The 19,149-nt window shown below is 54.3% G+C and carries 13 protein-coding genes; 3 read left to right on the top strand and 10 right to left on the bottom strand.

Going from position 1 to position 19,149, the window contains the following annotated elements:
• Nucleotide 1: 1 nt before the first annotated feature.
• The 3 genes from pdxA to lptD all read right to left on the bottom strand — a co-directional run bounded on the left by pdxA (nucleotide 2) and on the right by lptD (nucleotide 4,756).
• Nucleotides 2-1,009: a 4-hydroxythreonine-4-phosphate dehydrogenase PdxA gene (gene pdxA, locus RAHAQ2_RS18585; protein WP_015698698.1), complete on the bottom strand. Its 1,008-nt coding sequence runs from the start codon at nucleotides 1,007-1,009 to the stop codon at nucleotides 2-4.
• Nucleotides 999-2,294, bottom strand: coding sequence for a peptidylprolyl isomerase SurA (surA, locus tag RAHAQ2_RS18580; protein WP_015698697.1), 1,296 nt, complete (start codon nucleotides 2,292-2,294; stop codon nucleotides 999-1,001). Before surA ends, pdxA begins: the two co-directional genes overlap by 11 nt.
• Nucleotides 2,295-2,380: 86 nt before the next feature.
• Complete coding sequence (gene lptD / locus RAHAQ2_RS18575) at nucleotides 2,381-4,756, bottom strand: LPS assembly protein LptD (protein WP_015698696.1); 2,376 nt, start codon at nucleotides 4,754-4,756, stop codon at nucleotides 2,381-2,383.
• Nucleotides 4,757-4,937: 181 nt separating this feature from the next.
• Between lptD and djlA the strand changes: the two genes are divergently transcribed.
• A complete protein-coding gene (djlA, locus tag RAHAQ2_RS18570) occupies nucleotides 4,938-5,759 on the top strand; it encodes a co-chaperone DjlA (RefSeq protein WP_015698695.1) in 822 nt (273 codons plus the stop codon).
• Nucleotides 5,760-5,962: 203 nt separating this feature from the next.
• The gene (gene tnpA / locus RAHAQ2_RS18565) at nucleotides 5,963-6,421 is read left to right on the top strand and encodes an IS200/IS605 family transposase (protein WP_015698694.1); all 459 of its coding nucleotides are present in this window, start codon (nucleotides 5,963-5,965) and stop codon (nucleotides 6,419-6,421) included.
• A 136-nt stretch (nucleotides 6,422-6,557) separates the two neighbouring features.
• Here the strand turns inward: tnpA and rluA are convergent, their stop codons facing one another.
• The 3 genes from rluA to RAHAQ2_RS18550 all read right to left on the bottom strand — a co-directional run bounded on the left by rluA (nucleotide 6,558) and on the right by RAHAQ2_RS18550 (nucleotide 12,840).
• The gene (gene rluA / locus RAHAQ2_RS18560) at nucleotides 6,558-7,259 is read right to left on the bottom strand and encodes a bifunctional tRNA pseudouridine(32) synthase/23S rRNA pseudouridine(746) synthase RluA (protein WP_015698693.1); all 702 of its coding nucleotides are present in this window, start codon (nucleotides 7,257-7,259) and stop codon (nucleotides 6,558-6,560) included.
• Nucleotides 7,260-7,325: 66 nt separating this feature from the next.
• A complete protein-coding gene (rapA, locus tag RAHAQ2_RS18555; RefSeq protein WP_015698692.1) occupies nucleotides 7,326-10,223 on the bottom strand; it encodes an RNA polymerase-associated protein RapA in 2,898 nt (965 codons plus the stop codon).
• Between the two features lie 211 nt (nucleotides 10,224-10,434).
• Nucleotides 10,435-12,840, bottom strand: coding sequence for a DNA polymerase II (locus RAHAQ2_RS18550; RefSeq protein WP_274378175.1), 2,406 nt, complete (start codon nucleotides 12,838-12,840; stop codon nucleotides 10,435-10,437).
• A gap of 244 nt (nucleotides 12,841-13,084) precedes the next feature.
• Between RAHAQ2_RS18550 and RAHAQ2_RS18545 the strand changes: the two genes are divergently transcribed.
• The gene (locus RAHAQ2_RS18545; RefSeq protein WP_015698690.1) at nucleotides 13,085-13,852 is read left to right on the top strand and encodes a DedA family protein; all 768 of its coding nucleotides are present in this window, start codon (nucleotides 13,085-13,087) and stop codon (nucleotides 13,850-13,852) included.
• Here RAHAQ2_RS18545 and thiQ read toward each other — a convergent pair.
• The 4 genes from thiQ to sgrR form a co-directional block, all read right to left on the bottom strand.
• On the bottom strand, nucleotides 13,842-14,552 hold the full coding sequence (thiQ, locus tag RAHAQ2_RS18540; RefSeq protein WP_015698689.1) for a thiamine ABC transporter ATP-binding protein ThiQ: 711 nt from the start codon (nucleotides 14,550-14,552) through the stop codon (nucleotides 13,842-13,844). The two genes, RAHAQ2_RS18545 and thiQ, sit on opposite strands and share 11 nt — an antisense overlap.
• Nucleotides 14,536-16,146, bottom strand: a complete 1,611-nt coding sequence (gene thiP, locus RAHAQ2_RS18535) for a thiamine/thiamine pyrophosphate ABC transporter permease ThiP (protein ID WP_015698688.1) — start codon at nucleotides 16,144-16,146, stop codon at nucleotides 14,536-14,538. The genes thiQ and thiP overlap by 17 nt, the downstream gene beginning before the upstream one ends.
• Nucleotides 16,122-17,105: a thiamine ABC transporter substrate binding subunit gene (gene thiB, locus RAHAQ2_RS18530; protein ID WP_015698687.1), complete on the bottom strand. Its 984-nt coding sequence runs from the start codon at nucleotides 17,103-17,105 to the stop codon at nucleotides 16,122-16,124. The genes thiP and thiB overlap by 25 nt, the downstream gene beginning before the upstream one ends.
• A 313-nt stretch (nucleotides 17,106-17,418) precedes the next feature.
• Entirely contained in the window at nucleotides 17,419-19,080 is a 1,662-nt protein-coding gene (sgrR, locus tag RAHAQ2_RS18525) for an HTH-type transcriptional regulator SgrR (RefSeq protein ID WP_015698686.1), read from the bottom strand.
• Between the last annotated feature and the right edge of the window lie 69 nt (nucleotides 19,081-19,149).

The following is a 19,149-nucleotide window of genomic DNA, read 5'->3' as shown; positions in this document are numbered from 1 at the left end:
GTTATTTATCGTTGCTGTTATTTGCCATGTGAATGGCGAGATTTATTGCTGTCTTGAAACTGCCTGCATCGGCGGTGCCGGTGGCGGCGAGTTCAAGGGCGGTACCGTGATCAACGGAAGTCCGGATAAAAGGCAGGCCGAGTGTGATATTCACTGCGCGGCCGAATCCCTGATATTTTAGCACCGGAAGGCCCTGATCGTGATACATCGATAAAACAGCATCGGCGTGTTGCAGATATTTAGGCTGGAATAACGTATCAGCGGGCAGCGGGCCGATGAGATTCATCCCTTGCTGGCGCAGTTCCTCCAGGGCTGGAATGATAATGTCGATCTCTTCGTGCCCCATGTGGCCACCTTCGCCGGCATGTGGATTCAGACCACACACATAAATTTGCGGCGCGGTAATACCAAATTTCGTTTTCAGATCATGATGCAAAATAGTGATCACTTCATGCAGACACTGACGGGTAATCGCCCCCGGCACTGCCAGCAGAGGCAGATGCGTGGTCGCCAGTGCTACGCGCAATTCTTCGGTCGCCAGCATCATCACCACACGGTCGCAATGGCTGCGGTCAGCAAAGAATTCGGTATGGCCGATGAAGGGGATACCAGCATCGTTGATAATGCTTTTCTGAACCGGTCCGGTGATCAGTGCGGAAAATTCACCGCTGATGGCACCGTCGCAGGCACGCGCCAGTGTTTCTACCACGTAGGGCGCGTTAGCCACATCCAGTTTACCGGCTGTCACCGGTGCGGCGAGTTTAACCGGTAAAACGGTCAGTGTGCCTGCCGCCTGAGGCTCTGGCGGCCGGCCTTGCTGATAATCGCGCAACTGAATACTCAGCCCCAGTTTCTCAGCACGTTCAAGCAGTAAGGCCGGATCGGCACATACCACTAACTCAACAGGCCATGCCTGCTGAGCCAGAGCGAGTACCAGATCCGGCCCAACCCCGGCCGGTTCGCCGGGGGTAATGACCACAGATTTTGTCACGGAAGTATTATTTTCCATTCCCATCCATAATTTTCACATACGCTTCAGCACGTTGTTCCTGCATCCACGTCTGGGCTTCTTCCGCAAATTTGCGGTTGAACAGCATGCGGTAAGCACGTTCTTTCTGTGCTGCATCTGTTTTATCGACCTGACGGGTGTCGATCAGTTGGATCAGGTGCCAGCCGAACGAGGAGTGGACCGGTGCGCTCATTTCACCTTTTTTCAGGTTCATCAGCGCATCACGGAACGCAGGGTCGTACATGTCTGGTGACGCCCAGCCTAAATCGCCGCCCTGATTGGCAGAGCCCGGATCCTGAGAAAGCTGTTTAGCTTCCTCAGCGAAGGTCGCTTTGCCGCTCTTAATATCCGCCGCTACCTGTTCCAGCTTCGCACGCGCCTGCGCATCGGTCATTACCACTGAAGGTTTCAGCAGAATGTGACGGGCGTGAACTTCGGTGACAGAAACGGTTTTGTTATCGCCGCGGATATCGTTCACTTTCAGAATATGGAAGCCAACACCGGAACGGATCGGACCGATAACCTGACCTTTCTGCGCGGTGCTCAACGCCTGAGCAAACAGGGAAGGCAGTTCCTGCAATTTGCCCCAGCCCATGTTGCCGCCTTTCAGTGCCTGGGAATCAGCCGAGTAGGTGATAGCCAGTTTGCCGAAGTCCGCGCCATTGTTCAGATCGGTAACAATTTTCTTCGCCAGCTGCTCTGCAGAATCAACCTGATCCTGAGTCGGGTTTTCCGGCAGAGGGAGGAGAATGTGGCTGAGGTTAAACTCAGCACCGCTGCCGTTCTGAGCCGCAACCTGTTTGGCAAGCTGCTCCACTTCCTGAGGCAGAATGGTGACACGGCGACGCACTTCGCTGTTACGCACTTCGCTGATGATCATTTCCTTACGGATCTGCGTACGGTAAGTGCTGTAGTTCATCCCGTCGTAAGCCAGACGGCTGCGCAGCTGATCAACAGAAATGTTGTTTTGCTGTGCAATACCGGCAATGGCTTTATCAACATCCTGATCGGTTGGCGTGATGCCCATTCGGGTCGCCATCTGCAACTGGATCTGATCCATGATCAAACGGTCAAGGATCTGGTGACGCAGAGTCGCATCATCCGGTAACTGTTGATTAGCCTGCTTTGCCTGCTGTTTTACAGAATTAAACAAACCATCTACGTCACTTTGCAACACGACGCCGTTGTTTACGACGGCGGCAACTTTATCAACTTCCTGAGGGGCAGCAAACGCGGTGCTGGCACAAAGCGTCACGCCGAGGAGAAGTGTTCTCCAGTTCTTCATACTTTTTCCATTTGTCTAATCCGCAAGCGCGGGTTTCAAGTTCACTGAGTTCGTCGTGTCTTCACGAAATGAATCATGTTTCGGGCTTAGAAAGCACTTTGATAAGGCAGTATGCCGCGGGCCAACATTTCTTTCGTTCCGAGGGTTTGATTGTTACCCAAGCCTCTAAGTTCAATATTGAAACCAATCTTATTGTCATACTTACTTTCTGACTTAACCGAATCGTAGTTGGTGATCTTACGTTCATAGCCAACATTGACAGCCCAGCAGCATGTGTTGTATTGCAAACCAATAAGCTGATCGGCAGGTTGCTGTGCTTTGGTGTCGTAATAATACGCCCCCACGATCGCCCAGCGGTCAGCAATCGGCCAGCTGGCGATGCCGCCAACCTGCGAAATCCCGTCCTGATAACCCGGGTTGGTGACGTTAGGTAACGTCGCCTGAATATATTCCGGGCTGGCGTAACGGTAGCTCAACTGAATCATTCTTTCCGAATCTGCGCGATACTCCAGCACAGCATCACCTAAAGCCAGTGCATCCAGACGGGTGTCATACTGTACGCCGCCGCGAATACCCCAGAAGTTATTGATTTTGTAGTAGCTGTCACCGGCCCACACCAGGCTGCCCGTATCATCATTTTTATCCAGTACGCTATCGACGTCACCGGTACGTGGCGGCTGGAAGTAATAAATCTGACCGGCAGACGCATTAAAGCGTTCTTCCAGATTTTCGTCATAGATACGGGTCGTTAAACCGCTCGCCACCTGATTTGCCGAGGCAATACGGTCAAGACCACTGTAGCTTTTATCGCGGAACAGACCGGTGTAGTCGGACTGTAACAGCGTGGAGTCGTAGGTATTGATCGCGCTCTGGTTGCGGTACGGGATATACAGGTACTGCACGCGTGGTTCGAGGGTCTGGGTATAATCGCTGTTCCAGTCCATCGTGCGGTCAAACACCATTTTGCCGTCGCTTTTAAACTCAGGCATGGTGCGGTTCACGGATGAACGCAGTTTGGTATTCGGATTGCTATCGTAATACGCGTCCGGAATATCCTGCTGATAGTGGGTTGCCATCAGTTTCACTTCGTTATCCAGACTTCCCCAGCCATTACTGAGTGGCAGGCTGAGCGTCGGTTCGAAGTGAGTACGTACGGCTTCAGGGTTGTCAGGGTTTACGCTGGTGAATTTCACCGCCTGACCGTAGAGATGCAGGTCAAACGGGCCCACATCATTCTTGTAATAGTTAATGTCCAGCTGCGGCTGTGCACGGTAAGCGTTGGTGTTCCCGAAATCAGAGAATACCTGGAACTGCTTACTGGCCAGTGTGACATCCCAGTTTTGGTTGGCGTAACCTACGCTGAATTTCTGCGTGGAATAGCCGTCAGTACTGGAACCGTATTTCGAATCGAAATCGGTGAAGTAGTAAGGGTCACTGACCTTGGTGTAGTCGACATTGAAGCGCCATACCTGATCGTATACACCGGCGTGGCGCCAGTAATACATCCAGCGCTTGGTTTTATCGCTGGTACGGTTTTCATCAGCGACATACTGCTCGTCAATTTTCTTATCGTCACCGAGATAATCGAATTCCATCAAACCTGCACCGGCAACGGTCAGATAGCGGAATTCATTCTGCAGTTGCAGACCACGGTTGCTCATGTAATTTGGCGTGATCGTGGCGTCGTAGTTTGGGGCAATGTTCCAGTAATAAGGAACGGTGACGCCAAAGCCATTATTGCTGCTGTAGTTAGCATTCGGGATAAGGAAACCGGAACGACGCTTATTGCCAATCGGCAACTGCATGTACGGGCTGTAGAACACCGGCACCGGACCGATATGGAAGCGGGCGTTCCAGATTTCAGCCACTTCTTCCTGACGGTCCTGAATCACTTCGGAACCGACGACACTCCAGCTGTTATCGCCAGGCAGACAGGTGGTAAATGTGCCGTTATCCATGATGGTGTAACGGTTGTTGTCACGCTGCTTCATTTTGTCAGCCTGACCACGTCCCTGACGGCCGACCATCTGGTAGTCGCCATCCTGAACGTCAGTATCTTTGGTGGTCAGGTTCGCAAAACCTTTCGGGCCATTCAGCTTGATTTGGTTATCGTTATAACGCACGTTGCCGGTCGCTGTAGCGGTTCGGGTCGGAGTCGGCTGATTGGGATTGGCGATTTGATTAAGCTGAACCTGATCAGCATCCAGCGTGCTGTTGCCCTGAACAACGTTAACATTGCCGCTAAATAGCGCACTGTCAGGGTAGTTGCCGGTCGCCTTATCGGCGTTGATGGTCACAGGCAGTGAATTAGGATCACCCTGCACCAAAGGTTTGTCATAGGTCGGAACGCCGAGCATACATTGTTCTGCGAGATCGGCCATTGCGCCGTGACTGTACAATACTGACCAGATTGTGGCGGCCAGCATTGTCGGTAAGCGTGTTTTCAGACGTCTGTTTTTCATACGTAAAATGGTGTTCCGTCATCAGAGGCATCATGCCGGCAAACGGTCAGAGACTATCTCACTCATCATGGTTGCGCTAGTGTTAAATCCCACCGGTTACGTTGCTGCCGTTAGGCACAACGATAAATGCCGGTTATGATAAAGCAATTTTTAAGCGACGGCATGGCGAATTGAGGAGTATATGCAGTATTGGGGAAAACTGCTCGGACTTATCCTGGGCTTATGGTCCGGTTTAGGCTTCTGGGGAATAGTAGCAGGGCTGCTGATAGGGCATATGTTTGATACCGCGCGTTCAGCGAAACGCAAAGGGTATTTTGCCGATCAGCAGACACGTCAAACCATCTTTTTCCGCACCACGTTTGAGGTGATGGGAAATCTGACTAAATCAAAAGGCAGAGTTACCGAGGCGGATATTCAGATCGCCAGTCTTTACATGGAACGTATGCAGTTGCACGGCGAGCAGCGCGAAGCCGCACAGCGCGCCTTTCGCGACGGGAAAGAAGCTGACTATCCCTTGCGTGAGAAAATGCGTGAACTGCGCAGTGCGTGTTTTGGTCGTTTTGACCTGATACGGACTTTTCTGGAAATTCAGATCCAGGCGGCGTACGCCGACGGTTCATTGCATCCCAATGAACGCGAAGTGTTGTATGTGATTGCCGAAGAGCTCGGAATTTCACGCATGCAGTTCGATCAGTTCCTGCGCATGATGGAAGGTGGCCAGCAGTTTGGTGGTCATCAGCAGGGGGGCGGTTCCTATGGCGGCGGTTATCACCAGACGCAGCAAGGCCCGACGCTGGCAGATGCCTGTAAAGTGCTGGGTGTGAATGCGACAGACGATGCGACAACGATTAAACGTGCGTACCGCAAACTGATGGGCGAGCATCATCCTGACAAACTGGTGGCGAAAGGTTTGCCGCCGGAAATGATGGAAATGGCGAAGGAAAAAGCGCAGGCGATTCAGGCCGCGTATGATCTGATCAAACGTGAGAAAGGCTTTAAATAATTCTCGTTGCTTTGATACCCACGTAATGCAAAAGGCGCTGAATTCAGCGCCTTTTTTGTTGTCTATAGAAAACCCCCAGCTAGGCTGGGGGTTCCGTAAAGCTTCCAGCTTTGAGCCGGATATAAAAACCCCTTTTGATTTGTTAAAACACCTTGCGGTCTGGCAACTGCATTGGTCAAACAAGAAATCAAAAGGGGGTCCCAATGGGGGACGAAAAGAGCTTAGCGCACACCCGATGGAACTGTAAATATCACATAGTTTTCGCGCCTAAATACCGAAGGCAGGTCTTCTACGGCGAGAAACGCCGTGCAGTAGGGAGTATTTTAAGAAAACTGTGTGAATGGAAAAATGTGCACATTCTGGAAGCAGAATGCTGTGCAGAACACATCCATATGCTTGTGGAAATCCCGCCGAAGATGAGTGTATCGAGCTTCATGGGGTATCTGAAGGGCAAAAGTAGTCTGATGCTATATGAACAATTTGGTGATCTTAAATTCAAATACAGGAACAGGGAGTTTTGGTGCCGAGGGTATTATGTAGATACAGTGGGTAAAAATACATCGAAGATCCAGGAATACATAAAGCACCAACTGGAGCAGGATAAACTAGGGGAACAGTTATCAATCCCGTATCCAGGGAGCCCGTTTACGGGCGGTAAGTAACGAATTTGGATGCAAATGTCAGATTGCTATGCGCCTGTTAGGGCGCGGCTGGTAACAGAGCCTTACAGGCGCATATGAAAAACCTCCGGCTATGCCGGAGGATATTTATTTTTTTTACCGACAGGAGCCGAAAGGATTAAAAGTCCGGCTCACAATTAAACACCAACGGGGCGTCTGTGATCGGATGATAAAACGATAACTCCTGCGCATGCAGTTGCAGACGGTCTGCCGCTGCCAGCGCCTGCGGGTGGGCATAGAATTTATCGCCCAGAATCGGGTGTCCGAGCGCCAGAAGATGCACGCGCAACTGATGCGAACGTCCGGTGATCGGCCGCAGTTTCACCCGCGTTGTGCCGTCATCATCCCATGACATCACTTCATACTGCGTCAGTGCTTTCTTGCCGGTCTCGTGACAGACTTTCTGTTTCGGCCGGTTGGGATAATCGCAAATCAGCGGCAAATCGATAATGCCGTAGTCTTCCTCAACCCGTCCCCAGACCCGCGCGATATACACTTTCTTGGTTTCGCGTTCGCGGAACTGGCGTTTAAGTTCACGTTCGGCGTCTTTGGTCAGTGCTACCACGATCACACCGCTGGTTGACATATCCAGACGATGTACGGACTCAGCCTCAGGAAATTCTTGCTGAATACGCGTCATCAGGCTGTCCTGATGCTCAGCCAGCTTGCCCGGTACGGAAAGCAGACCGCTTGGCTTATTGACCACCATGATATGTTCATCCTGAAAAATCACCTGTAACCAGGGATCGGTCGGCGGATTATAATTCTCCAGCGGCCGGGTTTTCGACGGTTCAGGGAGAGTCGGTTGATGTTCGCTCATAGCGGTTTAAGTCTGCATTCGGGGTGAAATAAAGAAGGGATGCAAACCGGCTGCATCCCGTCGGGCTTACTGATGGCTGACCACCACAAGGCGGATCGCATCCAGACGCCAGCTGGCATCGTTCAGATTCGCCAGCACCTGCTTACGGTTCGAGTCTACCGATTCCAGTTCGTCATCACGAATGTTCGGGTTCACTTCTTTCAGCGCTTTCAGGCGATCCAGCTCTTGGGTCAGTTGCTCGTCAGCCTCCACTTTCGCGGCCTCAATCAGGGCACGCGCCTGTTCCGCAATTTCCGCTTCAGCCTGTTGCAGCATGGCGTGAACATCCTGCTGTACCGCATTCACCAGCTTGCTGGAGTTATGGCGGTTGATGGCGTTCAGCTGACGGTTAAAGCTTTCGAATTCTACCTGAGCCGCCAGATTGGTGCCTTTGCGATCCATCAGCATACGCACCGGTGTCGGTGGCAGGAAGCGGGTCAGTTGCAGATGTTTCGGCGCCTGACATTCCACCACGTAAACCAGTTCCGCCAGCAGAGTTCCTACCGGCAGCGCTTTGTTTTTCAGGATCGATACCGCACAACTGCCGGTATCGCCGGAAAGGATCAGATCCAGACCGTTACGCACGATCGGATGTTCCCAACTGATGAACTGCGCATCTTCACGCGAGAGCGCCTGTTCACGATCGAATGTCACGGTACAACCGTCTTCCGGCAAGCCAGGGAAATCCGGCACCAGCATGTGATCAGACGGCGTCAGGACGATCAGGTTATCGCTGCGATCTTCCTGATTAATACCGACGATATCAAACAGATTCAGCGCAAAGTTCACCAGATTGACATCATTATCCTGCTCACCGATCTCCTTCGCCAGTTGCTGTGCACGTTCGCCGCCGTTGGAATGCATCTCCAGCAGGCGGTCGCGGCCATTTTCCAGCTTCTCTTTCAGCGCGTCATGTTCGGCGCGACATTCGAGAATGAACGCGTCCAGACCTTCCTGCGCGGCAGGTGTCGCCAGGAACGCAATCAACTGATCGTACGCGCTGTCGTAAATGGTGCGGCCGGTCGGACAGGTATGTTCGAACGCGTCCAGACCCTCATGGAACCAGCGAACCAGCACCGACTGCGCGGTCTGCTCGAGGTAAGGCACCATGATGTCGATATTGTTTTGCTGACCGATACGATCCAGACGCCCGATACGCTGTTCCAGCAGATCCGGGTTGAACGGCAAGTCGAACATCACCATTTTGCTGGCGAACTGGAAGTTACGGCCTTCGGAGCCGATTTCAGAACACAGCAGAACCTGTGCGCCTTCTTCCTGGGAAGCAAAGTAAGCGGCGGCGCGGTCACGTTCGATGATCGACAAACCTTCGTGGAACACCGCAGCGCGTATCGCTTCACGCTCACGCAGAACCTGTTCCAGTTGCAATGCAGTGGCGGCTTTAGCGCAGATCACCAGGACTTTTTCGTCGCGGTTGGCGGTCAGATAACCGAGCAGCCATTCGACGCGTGGATCAAAGTTCCACCAGGTGGCGTTCTCGCCTTCGAATTCCTGATAAATCTGTTCCGGATACAGCATGTCGTGCGCACGCGCTTCGGCGGTTTTCTTCGCGCCCATAATACCGGAGACTTTAATCGCGGTCTGATACTGCGTCGGCAGCGGAAGTTTCACGGCATGCAGATGACGTTCCGGGAAACCTTTCACGCCATTACGGGTATTACGGAACAGCACGCGGCTGGTGCCGTGACGGTCCATCAGCATGGAAACCAGCTGTTTCGCGGCGGCTTCGTCGCCTTTATTGGCGGCGGTCAGCAGGGCATCGGTATCGGCATTGCCGACACTTTCACCCAGCAGCGCCAGGGCTTCCGGCGTCAGCGGCTCTTTATTGAGCAACAGTGTCACGGCATCAGCCACCGGCTGATATTGCTGTTGTTCTTCGATGAATTCTTCGTAATCGTGGAAACGGTCCGGATCCAGCAGGCGCAGACGCGCAAAGTGGCTTTCCTGTCCCAGTTGTTCCGGCGTAGCGGTCAGCAGCAGAACGCTCGGGATTTGCTGGGAAAGCTGTTCGATAACCTGATATTCGCGGCTCGGCGCGTCTTCGCTCCACACCAGATGGTGGGCTTCGTCGACCACCAGCATGTCCCAGGCAGCATCGGATAACTGCTCAAGACGGGATTTATTGCGGCGCACGAAATCAAGGGAACAGATCACCAGTTGTTCAGTTTCAAACGGGTTTGTTGCTTCGTGGATGGATTCAGCGTAGCGGTCGTCGTCAAACAAAGAGAAGCGCAGATTGAAGCGGCGCAGCATTTCTACCAGCCACTGGTGTTGCAAGGTTTCCGGCACCACGATCAGTATGCGTTCAGCACGGCCGGACAACAGTTGCTGATGAATAATCATGCCCGCTTCGATGGTTTTGCCCAGACCCACTTCATCGGCCAGTAAAACGCGCGGCGCATGACGCTGACCGACTTCGTAAGCGATGTGCAACTGATGCGGGATCAGACTGGCGCGCATACCGCGCAGCCCGCCGAATTCCAGACGGAACTGTTCACGCTGATATTTACGGGCGCGAAAACGCAGGGCGAAGCGGTCCATGCGGTCAATCTGACCGGCGAACAGGCGATCCTGCGGTTTGCTGAAGGTCAGTTTGCTGTCGAGCAGCACTTCACGCATGGCAACGCCGGTTTCTCCCGTGTCCAGACGGGTGCCGATATAGGTCAACAGACCTTTATCTTCAACCACTTCTTCGACCTGCAACTGCCAGCCTTCGTGACAGCTGATGGTATCACCGGGGTTGAACATCACGCGGGTGATCGGGGAATCATTTCGGGCATACAAACGGTTTTCACCGGTGGCGGGGAAAAGCAGGGTGACCATGCGCACATCCAGCGCTACCACGGTTCCTAATCCTAATTCGCTTTCCGTATCGCTTATCCAGCGTTGACCCAATGTAAACGGCATAATCTCTCTCTGTGTTGTGTGCTCTGTATACGGCGACTGCGCAATGCTTGTTCAGCCCGAGATGTTTCACGGGCAATAGTTTTCTTTCCCCGCCCGGAGGCGCGGAGTCATTCACTGTGTGAGGATGTTTCAGAAATGGGAAAGGGCGCTATGGTAATGGAAGGTAAGCGATTCGTCACCTGTGAATCACAAGAGCTGCGCCTTCTTTTGTTTAAAATAAACCCATCTGACCTGTAATCAGTGTAGCAAAGTCATCGTGAAGGAAAGGCAAAATGCCATCGGCGACCGGCTCAAGCTGACGCTCAATGTAGTGATCGTAATCGACCGGAGACTGACGGTTTTCCAGGGGTTCGGGGCCGGAGGTGGTCATCACGTAGCTGATCCAGCCTCCATTCTGATACTGTTTGGCGCGACCGTGCAGCACATTATAGTCATCCGCCAGCCGCGCCGCGCGGACATGCGGCGGGACGTTTTTCTCATAATCGCTCAGCTTACGGCGCAGGCGTTTGCGGTACACCAGTTTGTCATCAAACTCGCCGCTGAGCGTGCGCGCCACGTAATCGCGCACGTAATCCTGATACGGCTGGCGGTGAAAGACCCGCTCATACAGCGCCTGCTGAAACTCCTGCGCCAGCGGTGTCCAGTCGGTGCGCACCGTTTCCAGCCCTTTATAAACGATGTGCTCGCCGTCGGCGTCTTTCACCAGACCGGCATAACGCTTTTTGCTGCCGGTTTCCGAGCCGCGAATGGTCGGCATCAGGAAACGCTGATAATGCGTTTCGAATTCCAGTTCCAGTGCGCTTTCCAGCCCGTATTCCTGTTGCAGATGGCCTTTCCACCACGCATTCACCTGTTCAACCAGACGGCGGCCAATCGCGTCGGCCTCTTCCTGCGAACGGGCTTTATTCAGCCAGACAAAGGTGGAATCGGTATCCCCGTAAATCACCTGATAACCTTCGGCTTCAATCAGTTCGCGGGTCTGGCGCATGATGTCGTGTCCGCGCAGGGTAATGGAAGAGGCGAGACGCGGATCAAAGAAGCGGCAACCGCTCGAGCCGAGCACGCCGTAAAACGCGTTCATGATGATTTTCAGTGCCTGCGAGAGCGGTTTGTTTTTCTGCTTCTTGGCTTCTTCGCGACCCATCCAGATCTGGCGGACGATTTCCGGCAGACAATGTTTTTCCCGCGAGAAGCGGGCGTTGCGATACCCCGGTACCGAATGTTCGTCGTCCGGTTGTTTCAGCCCGGCGACCAGCCCGACCGGGTCGATCAGGAAGGTGCGGATAATCGACGGGTACAGACTTTTATAATCGAGTACCAGCACCGAATCATACAAACCGGGACGCGAATCCATCACAAAGCCGCCGGGGCTCATTTCGCCCTGCAATTCGCCCATATTGGGCGCGACGTAACCGGCGCGGTGCATGCGGGGTAAATAAAGATGAGTAAAGGCCGCCACTGAACCGCCGCTGCGATCCACGGCCAGACCGGTGACCGAGGCGCGTTCCAGCAAAAACGGCATCAGTTCAGTCTTGGCGAAAATACGCGTCACCAGCTCGCAGTCTTTCAGGTTATAGCGTGCCAGCGCCGGTTTATCTTCACGAAAACGCTGTTCGATTTCGGCCAGCCGCTGATAGGGATTGTCGCTGGCTTTGCCTTCGCCTAATAAACTTTGCGAGACGAATTCCAGACTGAACGAGTTGAAGTTCCAGAACGCCGATTTCAGCGCTTCAATGCCGTCGATGATCAGGCGGCCCGCAGCGGCAGCAAAAAAGTGTCCCTGTTTGAAACCGTGCTCGCGCCATTCCAGTTCACCACCGCCGCGCCCGAATTTTAGGGGAATTTTGTAGCGGTCAGCGTGTTTCTGTAAAACCCGCAGGTCAAACTGCACCACGCTCCAGCCAATGATGGCGTCGGGATCATAGGTTTCCAGCCACTCATTGAGTTTTTCCAGCAACTGCGGGCGGCTGTCGACGTAAACCATGTTGAAATCAAACTGAGCGTCAGGCGCACCGTTTGGCGGGCCGAGCATATAAACGTGGCGCTGCCCGCAGCCTTCCAGCCCGATGCAGTACAGTTCGCCGTTGCCGCTGGTTTCGATATCCAGCGAACACAGTTTCAGCGGCGGGCGGTAATCCTCAGCGGGCTTCATTTTTGTTTCAAGCAGCAAATGACCGGGGCCTGGTTTGCCGCTGAACCATACCGGCGCAGTAATGTAGCGCTCCATCAGGAAACGTTCCGGCGGGCGGATATCGGCTTCGAAAATGCTGACACCGCCTTCTTTCAGCAGTTTTTCCATCCGCATAAGCTGCCGGTGTTGCGGGCAATACAGCCCGAGGACCGGCCGCGAATGAAAATCCTGTAGCGGTAATTCCCGCAGGCTGACATTTTTTTCATCGGCGAGAATGCGCTCTGCCGCCGCGCGTTGTTCGGCCGGAATAAACGCCACGGACTCCTGTAAAGGCAGGCGCACTTTCTGCGGCCCTTCGTCGGTCGCCAGCCACAATTCCACCTCGGTACCGCGCGGCGTGTCGCGCCAGTGGCGGGTCAGCACAAATCCCTGACGCGGCGGAGTGTCAGTAGGGGCTGAAGCGGGACGGACAAAGGTGGAAGTAATAAGCGCCTCGAAACGGTAAAGATGCACAGATAAGGAATGACAACAGAGTATGGTTATTTATACAGCCTTTGTCTATGACCCAGGTTTCTGCCAAATACGCATACAATTACCCGGTTGACTGTGATAGTTCATGCGCTGACAATTCAGCCGCTTGATGTATTTACTACAATGAGAATACAGAAAACTCACACTTGTCTCATTTATCTGCGCAATTGGCGCAGGCGTAACTGAATCCTGGGAAGATATGGAAGCCTATCTACAACATCTGGTCGCTCAGTCGGTGGGCTTTGCATTAATTATTGTCGCCGTGGTGGCTTTCTTCGAGTCGCTGGCGCTGGTCGGGCTGATTTTGCCCGGCACCGTGATGATGGCGACGCTCGGGACGCTGATCGGCAGCGGTCAGGTGGGGTTGTACGAAGCCTGGCTGGCGGCGGGGCTGGGATGTTTCTTCGGCGACTGGGCCTCGTATTTCATTGGACGCGGTTTCAAGGAGCCGCTGCATCGCTGGCGCTTCCTCAAACGTTACCAGTCATTACTGGATAAAACCGGTTATGCGCTGGATCGCCACAGTTTTGCGACGGTGATCATCGGGCGTTTCATCGGGCCAACACGGCCGCTGGTGCCGATGGTTGCCGGTATGCTGAATCTGCCGCCGTATAAATTTGCGCCGCCGAATATTATTGGCTGTATCACCTGGCCGCCGGTGTATTTCCTGCCGGGCATTCTGGCAGGTGTGGCCATTGATATTCCGGCCAGCCACAACAGTTCGGTTTTCAAATGGATGCTGTTTGCCGCCGTGGTGCTGATCTGGCTGAGTGCCTGGTTGCTGTGGCGCGGGTTCCGTTCGGGCAAAGCGTCGCCTGATGCGATGACCAAATGGCTGCCATTACCGCGGCTGCGTATCGTCTGTGTGCTGAGTCTTGTGGCGACAGTGGTGAGTCTGGTGATGTTGAGTGAACAGCCGATGATGCCGGTTTATGGGCATTTGCTGTGGCAAGTGATCACCCGCTGATTTCCGGCATTATCCCCAACACGCTGGCCTGCGGCGCAGTGCCGTCGGCCAGTGCCTGCGTCGGCCCGTCGTAAAAAATCCTGCCATCAACAATCAGCAGCGTTCGCGGAGCAATCCGCGCCGCGTCATCCAGATTGTGCGACACCATCAGCAACGTCAGATTACGCTGGCCGCACACCTTATCCAGCAGACCCAGCATCTCACTGCGCAGCGCCGGATCGAGTGCTGAAAACGGTTCATCGAGCAGTAAAAGCGGCTGACTGCGTAACAGGCAGCGCGCCAGAGCAACACGCTGACGCTGACCGCCGGAAAGCTGCGATGGCAGGCGCTCCAGACATTCGGCCAGCCCGACCTGTTGCGCGATGTTTTCAAGTTCCTGCTTCTGTTGCGCGGTAAGTTTCAGCCCCGGATGCAATCCCAGCCCCATGTTCTGACGCACCGTCAGATGCGAGAACAGATTATTTTCCTGAAACAGCATCGACACCGGACGCTTTGCCGGAGGCGTCGCGCTGTGATCTGCGCCGTTTAGCAGGATCTGCCCGCTGACCGGAGCCAGAAAACCGGCGACCAGACTCAGCAGGGTACTTTTCCCTGCGCCGCTCGGGCCGAGGATCGCCACACGTTCACCGGCGTCGATCTGTAAATCGAAGCGCATCGGCAGATGTTCGTACAAATACGTCAGTTTATTCAGCGTCAGCATGGCGGCCCGGCAGTTTCTCAATCAGGGTGAATAACAGGAAGCATAGCAGCAGTAATAACAGCGCCGTCACCGCGCCGTCCTGGCTGCGGTAAGAGCCGATCTGCTGATACAGATAAAACGGCAGGGTGCGGAAATTCTCGTTGCCGAACAAGGCAATCACACCGAAATCCCCCAGCGAAAGCACGCAGGCAAAAGCCAGCGCCTGCGCGATCGGGCGTTTCAGGGCGCTGAGTTCAACCCGGCGCAGCCGCTGCCAGCCATGCATATCCAGCGAAAGGCACAGCAGCGTGTAGCGCTCTGCCACGTCGCGCATCGGATTATCCAGCACTTTTAATGCATACGGGACGGCCATCAGTGCATTCGTGAGGATCACCAGCGGCCATGGCGACTGTGGTAAACCGGTGGTATCGCCGAGCAACAGGAAGAAACCGGTCGCCAGCACAATACCCGGCATCGCGAGGATCAGCATGCCGCTCAGATCCATCGTCTGCGCCCAGCTATTTCTCTTGCGTAACCGCAGTTCGCGGCTGCTCCACAGCAGCATCATGGTCAGCAGCACACATAATAGTCCGCTGCCCAGCGCGATACGCACTGATGTCCATAATGCCTGCCAGAGCGCAGGTTGTTGTAAAACCCCAACCGCTGCCCGGTTTACACCGTCGGTCATCACAGCAAGTAATGGCGGCAGGATCAGCAGCAACGCGAGGCCAATCAGCACGCTATCAGCGATGCGTCGCGGCCACGAATCGTCGGGGTTACGCCAGCGCTGAGAATGGGTTTGCCCGACCGGCAACACCTGACTGAGTTTCTGACTGAGCAACACCAGCGCCAGACAGCAAAAAAGCTGGATCAGCGCCAGCGTCGCGGCGCGGCTTAAATCGTAGTCGTAACTCAGCGCCTGATAAATGGCCAGTTCAATGGTGGTCGCCTGCGGGCCGCCGCCCAGTGAAAGCACCGTGGCGAAGCTGGCGAAACACAGCATAAAGATTAAGGCAGCGGCGGGAAAAATCTGCCGGCGCAGCGCGGGCCATTCCACAAAGCGAAATTGCTGCCAGACGTTCATGCCCAGTTGCGCGGCGAGCTGGCGCTGCTCAACGGCGATATTTTCCAGTGCCTGCAATAACAGGCGTGTCGCCAGCGGCAGATTGAAAAATACGTGCGCCAGCAAAATGCCCTGTAAGCCATAGGGCGAGAAATGGTAATCCATACCCAGCCAGCCGCAAATCTGCGCCAGCCAGCCCTGTCGTCCATAGACACTGAGAATGCCAAACACCGCCACCAAAACCGGCAGCACCAGTGTCATCGCGCATAAACGTAATAACAACTGGCGGCCGGGAAAACGGCGACGGAACAACGTGCGTGCCAGCAAAATAGCGGGCAGCACTGAGCAGAGCGCTGAAAGCAGCGCCTGCCAGAAGGTAAAGCGGATCACATGCCAGAGATACGGATCCTGCAAGAGGGAGGCGCCGCTCATCTGTGGCGCATGACGCCACAGAGAGCCTAAGGCCAGCGCGGCCACCAGCAACATAGCCAGCGACGCGATGACCCCCGGCCACAGCCAGCGCGGGATCAACGGCTGACGGCGTTCTGCCATGCCTGGATCCACTGGCTGCGGTGAGTGGCGACATCCTGTGCGCTGTATTGCAGGGATTTGGCCGGCACGGTCAGCTGTTTAAAGGCATCAGGCAGCGGCGTATCCACGACCGGATACATCCAGTTGCCGGTCGGGATCACTTTCTGGAAATCTTCCGTGGTGATGAATTTCATGAAGGCTTCGGCCAGTTTAGGCTGCTTGCTGTTCGCCAGCTGACCGGCCACTTCCACCTGCATGTAATGACCTTCGCTGAAGTCAGCCGCGGCATAGTTATCTTTCTTCTCTTCGACAATATGGTATGCCGGAGAGGTGGTGTAACTCAGCACCAGATCGCTTTCGCCTTTGAGGAATAAACCGTAGGCCTCGCTCCAGCCTTTGGTGACGGTGACGGTTTTCTTCGCCAGTTTTTGCCAGGCTTCGGGGGCTTTGTCGCCGTAGACTTTTTGCATCCACAGCATCAGGCCCAGACCCGGCGTGCTGGTGCGCGGATCCTCATAAATGACTTTCCATTTCTGGTCGCTGTTGATCAGCTCATCAAGGCTTTTTGGCGGGTTCTTGAGTTTGTTTTTGTCATAGACGAAGGCGAAATAGCCGTAGTCGTAAGGTACGAACGTGCTGTCATTCCAGCCGCCGGGCACCGTCAGTTTGGCGTCGGTTTTCGGCGCTTTGGCAAATAAACCGGTTTGTTCCGCCGCCTGCAACAGGTTGTTATCCAGCCCGAGGACGACGTCCGCCTGGCTGTTTTTACCTTCCATCCGCAGACGGTTGAGTAAAGACACGCCATCTTCCAGCGCCACGTATTTCAGCTCGCAGCCGCATTGGGCCTCAAAGGCTTTTTTGATGGCCGGGCCGGGGCCCCAGTCGGCAGAAAAAGAATCGTAGGTGTACACCGTCAGAACAGGTTTTGCCGCAAATGCAGGTGCAGAAAGTAACAGCAGGCAGGACAATAATTTTTTCAACTTTGCGCTCCAAAAAAATGAAAGGGCAAAGGATTTTGAGTGAGCATCGCGCAGTCTCAAATCCCTCCGCCGGTATCAACCGGATCAGGTTCGACGAGTCTAAATCTCAGCCAAACTTGCTGCGCAGGTGTTGATCCGGCGTCGGGCAGTGCTCGAAATGCTCACGTACTTTGTGTACGCTCCGCTTTCTGTGCGCTGGCCTTCACCGGCTGAACACTTGCTCGCGGCGTTTACATCGCTGCTTTAACAAATCGGGCACCCCGTTGAGAACGGATGTCATTCTAGTGATTAACGGCGCGATGCGATAGTCCGATTAACTGTCCGGTGGCGCAAACCAGGCGGATTTAAAGTCGAACCAGCCGAGGGTGTTCATGCGCACGCCGCGCATGCTGCGTTGTCCTTGCAACACCAGCCAGTGATGGAACAGCGGATGGATCTGATGGCTGACCGTTTGTTTCTGACTCCACTTCGCTATCGATAAATTCCCTGCGTGCCACTGCGCGGCATCATCGATCATCTCTTCGCTGAAGCAGTGCTTTGCCAGTGGCAGTTCGTAGAAATGTGCGAACAGTGAAAAATCCAGCGGCAGGGTGAAATTGGCGCTGCCGAGCCATAAATCACTGGTGGCGTCGCCGCGGTGCCAGACCGCGTAATCCACCACCTGAATAATCAGTTCGATACCTTCCGCCGCCAGCAGCGGATGCAACGCATTGCAGATGGCCTGATGTTCAGAATGCTCACCGTAGAATGTCAGCGTGACCTGAGTCAGGTTTTGCGGTTTTGGCGGACGCGGCTGTGGCGCTTTATGATGCCAGCGCGGCAGCAGGCCATACGCCGGGGACCAGTAGCGCTGGTAAACCGGTTCCGCATTATTGAGTAAAGCGATGGGATTGAGTAAATCGCACAACCACTGGCGTGTTTCTTCTGATTGTCCGGCCGGTGAACGCTGGTCAAAAAGCAGAAAATAGCAGCCTTCTTCAAGGCGACTTTCCAGCTCGCTTTTGCCGGATTCATCGGCCTGAAGCTGCACGCCGGAATGCACCAGCTCCTCACTCAGTTCCGGTAAAACCCAGATATTCACTTCGTCGATAAGCGCACGGAAACCAAAATAATCGTCAAAGGCGCGGATGCGCAGCTGAGTTTTCATATTGCGTACCACCGCGTAAGGGCCGGTGCCGACCGGATGTCGGGCAAAATCAGGCAATGACTGCCATTCCTGCGGCAGGATCATCGCGTGGATATTGCCGAACAGCCACGGTAGCCAGCGATCGGGCGCGTTCAGGTGGACGTCTATGACATTGGGCGTGGGGGTCGTGACCGACTTCAGGTTGCTAAACAGCGGATGTGATTTCAGGCGGGCAAAGGTGGCGATGATATCTGCCATGCTGAGTTCGCGGCCATGATGAAAATGAATGGCGGGGCGCAGATAAAAACGCCAGTGCAGCGGAGAAATTTCCTGCCAGTGATGGGCTAAATCGCCTTCGACTTCCCCATTTTCCTCATTTATGCGTGTCAGGCCGCTGAAAATTTGTCTGGCGATGTGGGTTTCTGAACGGCGCAACATGGTGCCTGGCAGCAGATTAACCAGCGGGCGGTAATACAGCACGCGCAGAATATGTTTGCCCTGACGGAAACTGCGGCCTAGCTGTGACAACAGCATCTGACGCACCCTCGTTTTGTCGCCGACCAGTTGTACCAGTTGATCAATGCTGTCCTGTTCCAGCAGCTCTTCAGCGCGCTGTTGCTGGAGTGCCAGCCCGGTATACAAAAATTTCAGCGTGGAACGTTTGCCGCGTCCGGCTTCGGCATCCCATTGCAGCCAGCCCTGTTCCTGCATGGTACTGAGCAACGAGCGCATGTGTCTGCGTGAACAGTTCAGGATCTGTGACAAGGCCTGTAATGTGGTTTCGGTGTCTTCACCGTGACAGCTTTGCCACAGGCGGATGAACTGTTGTTGTAAACGGGACGAGGACATAAAAGGGGAGCTCCGTTGCCGATCTTCATCAATTTATCTTTCCTCATATTACGCCGATACTGTTTCTCA

It is taken from the genome of Rahnella aquatilis CIP 78.65 = ATCC 33071, assembly GCF_000241955.1.
Classification (GTDB): domain Bacteria; phylum Pseudomonadota; class Gammaproteobacteria; order Enterobacterales; family Enterobacteriaceae; genus Rahnella; species Rahnella aquatilis.
Note: the sequence above shows the minus strand (reverse complement) of the source record. Positions and strands in the feature narration are given on the sequence as shown.

Coding starts and splice junctions, on each gene's coding strand:
- djlA (WP_015698695.1), top strand. CDS start 4,938: ATGCAGTATTGGGGAAAACTGCTCGGACTTATCCTGGGCTTATGGTCC.
- surA (WP_015698697.1), bottom strand. CDS start 2,294: ATGAAGAACTGGAGAACACTTCTCCTCGGCGTGACGCTTTGTGCCAGC.
- thiQ (WP_015698689.1), bottom strand. CDS start 14,552: ATGCTGACGCTGAATAAACTGACGTATTTGTACGAACATCTGCCGATG.
- sgrR (WP_015698686.1), bottom strand. CDS start 19,080: ATGTCCTCGTCCCGTTTACAACAACAGTTCATCCGCCTGTGGCAAAGC.
- tnpA (WP_015698694.1), top strand. CDS start 5,963: ATGGGGGACGAAAAGAGCTTAGCGCACACCCGATGGAACTGTAAATAT.
- RAHAQ2_RS18545 (WP_015698690.1), top strand. CDS start 13,085: ATGGAAGCCTATCTACAACATCTGGTCGCTCAGTCGGTGGGCTTTGCA.
- pdxA (WP_015698698.1), bottom strand. CDS start 1,009: ATGGAAAATAATACTTCCGTGACAAAATCTGTGGTCATTACCCCCGGC.
- lptD (WP_015698696.1), bottom strand. CDS start 4,756: ATGAAAAACAGACGTCTGAAAACACGCTTACCGACAATGCTGGCCGCC.
- rapA (WP_015698692.1), bottom strand. CDS start 10,223: ATGCCGTTTACATTGGGTCAACGCTGGATAAGCGATACGGAAAGCGAA.
- rluA (WP_015698693.1), bottom strand. CDS start 7,259: ATGAGCGAACATCAACCGACTCTCCCTGAACCGTCGAAAACCCGGCCG.
- thiP (WP_015698688.1), bottom strand. CDS start 16,146: ATGGCAGAACGCCGTCAGCCGTTGATCCCGCGCTGGCTGTGGCCGGGG.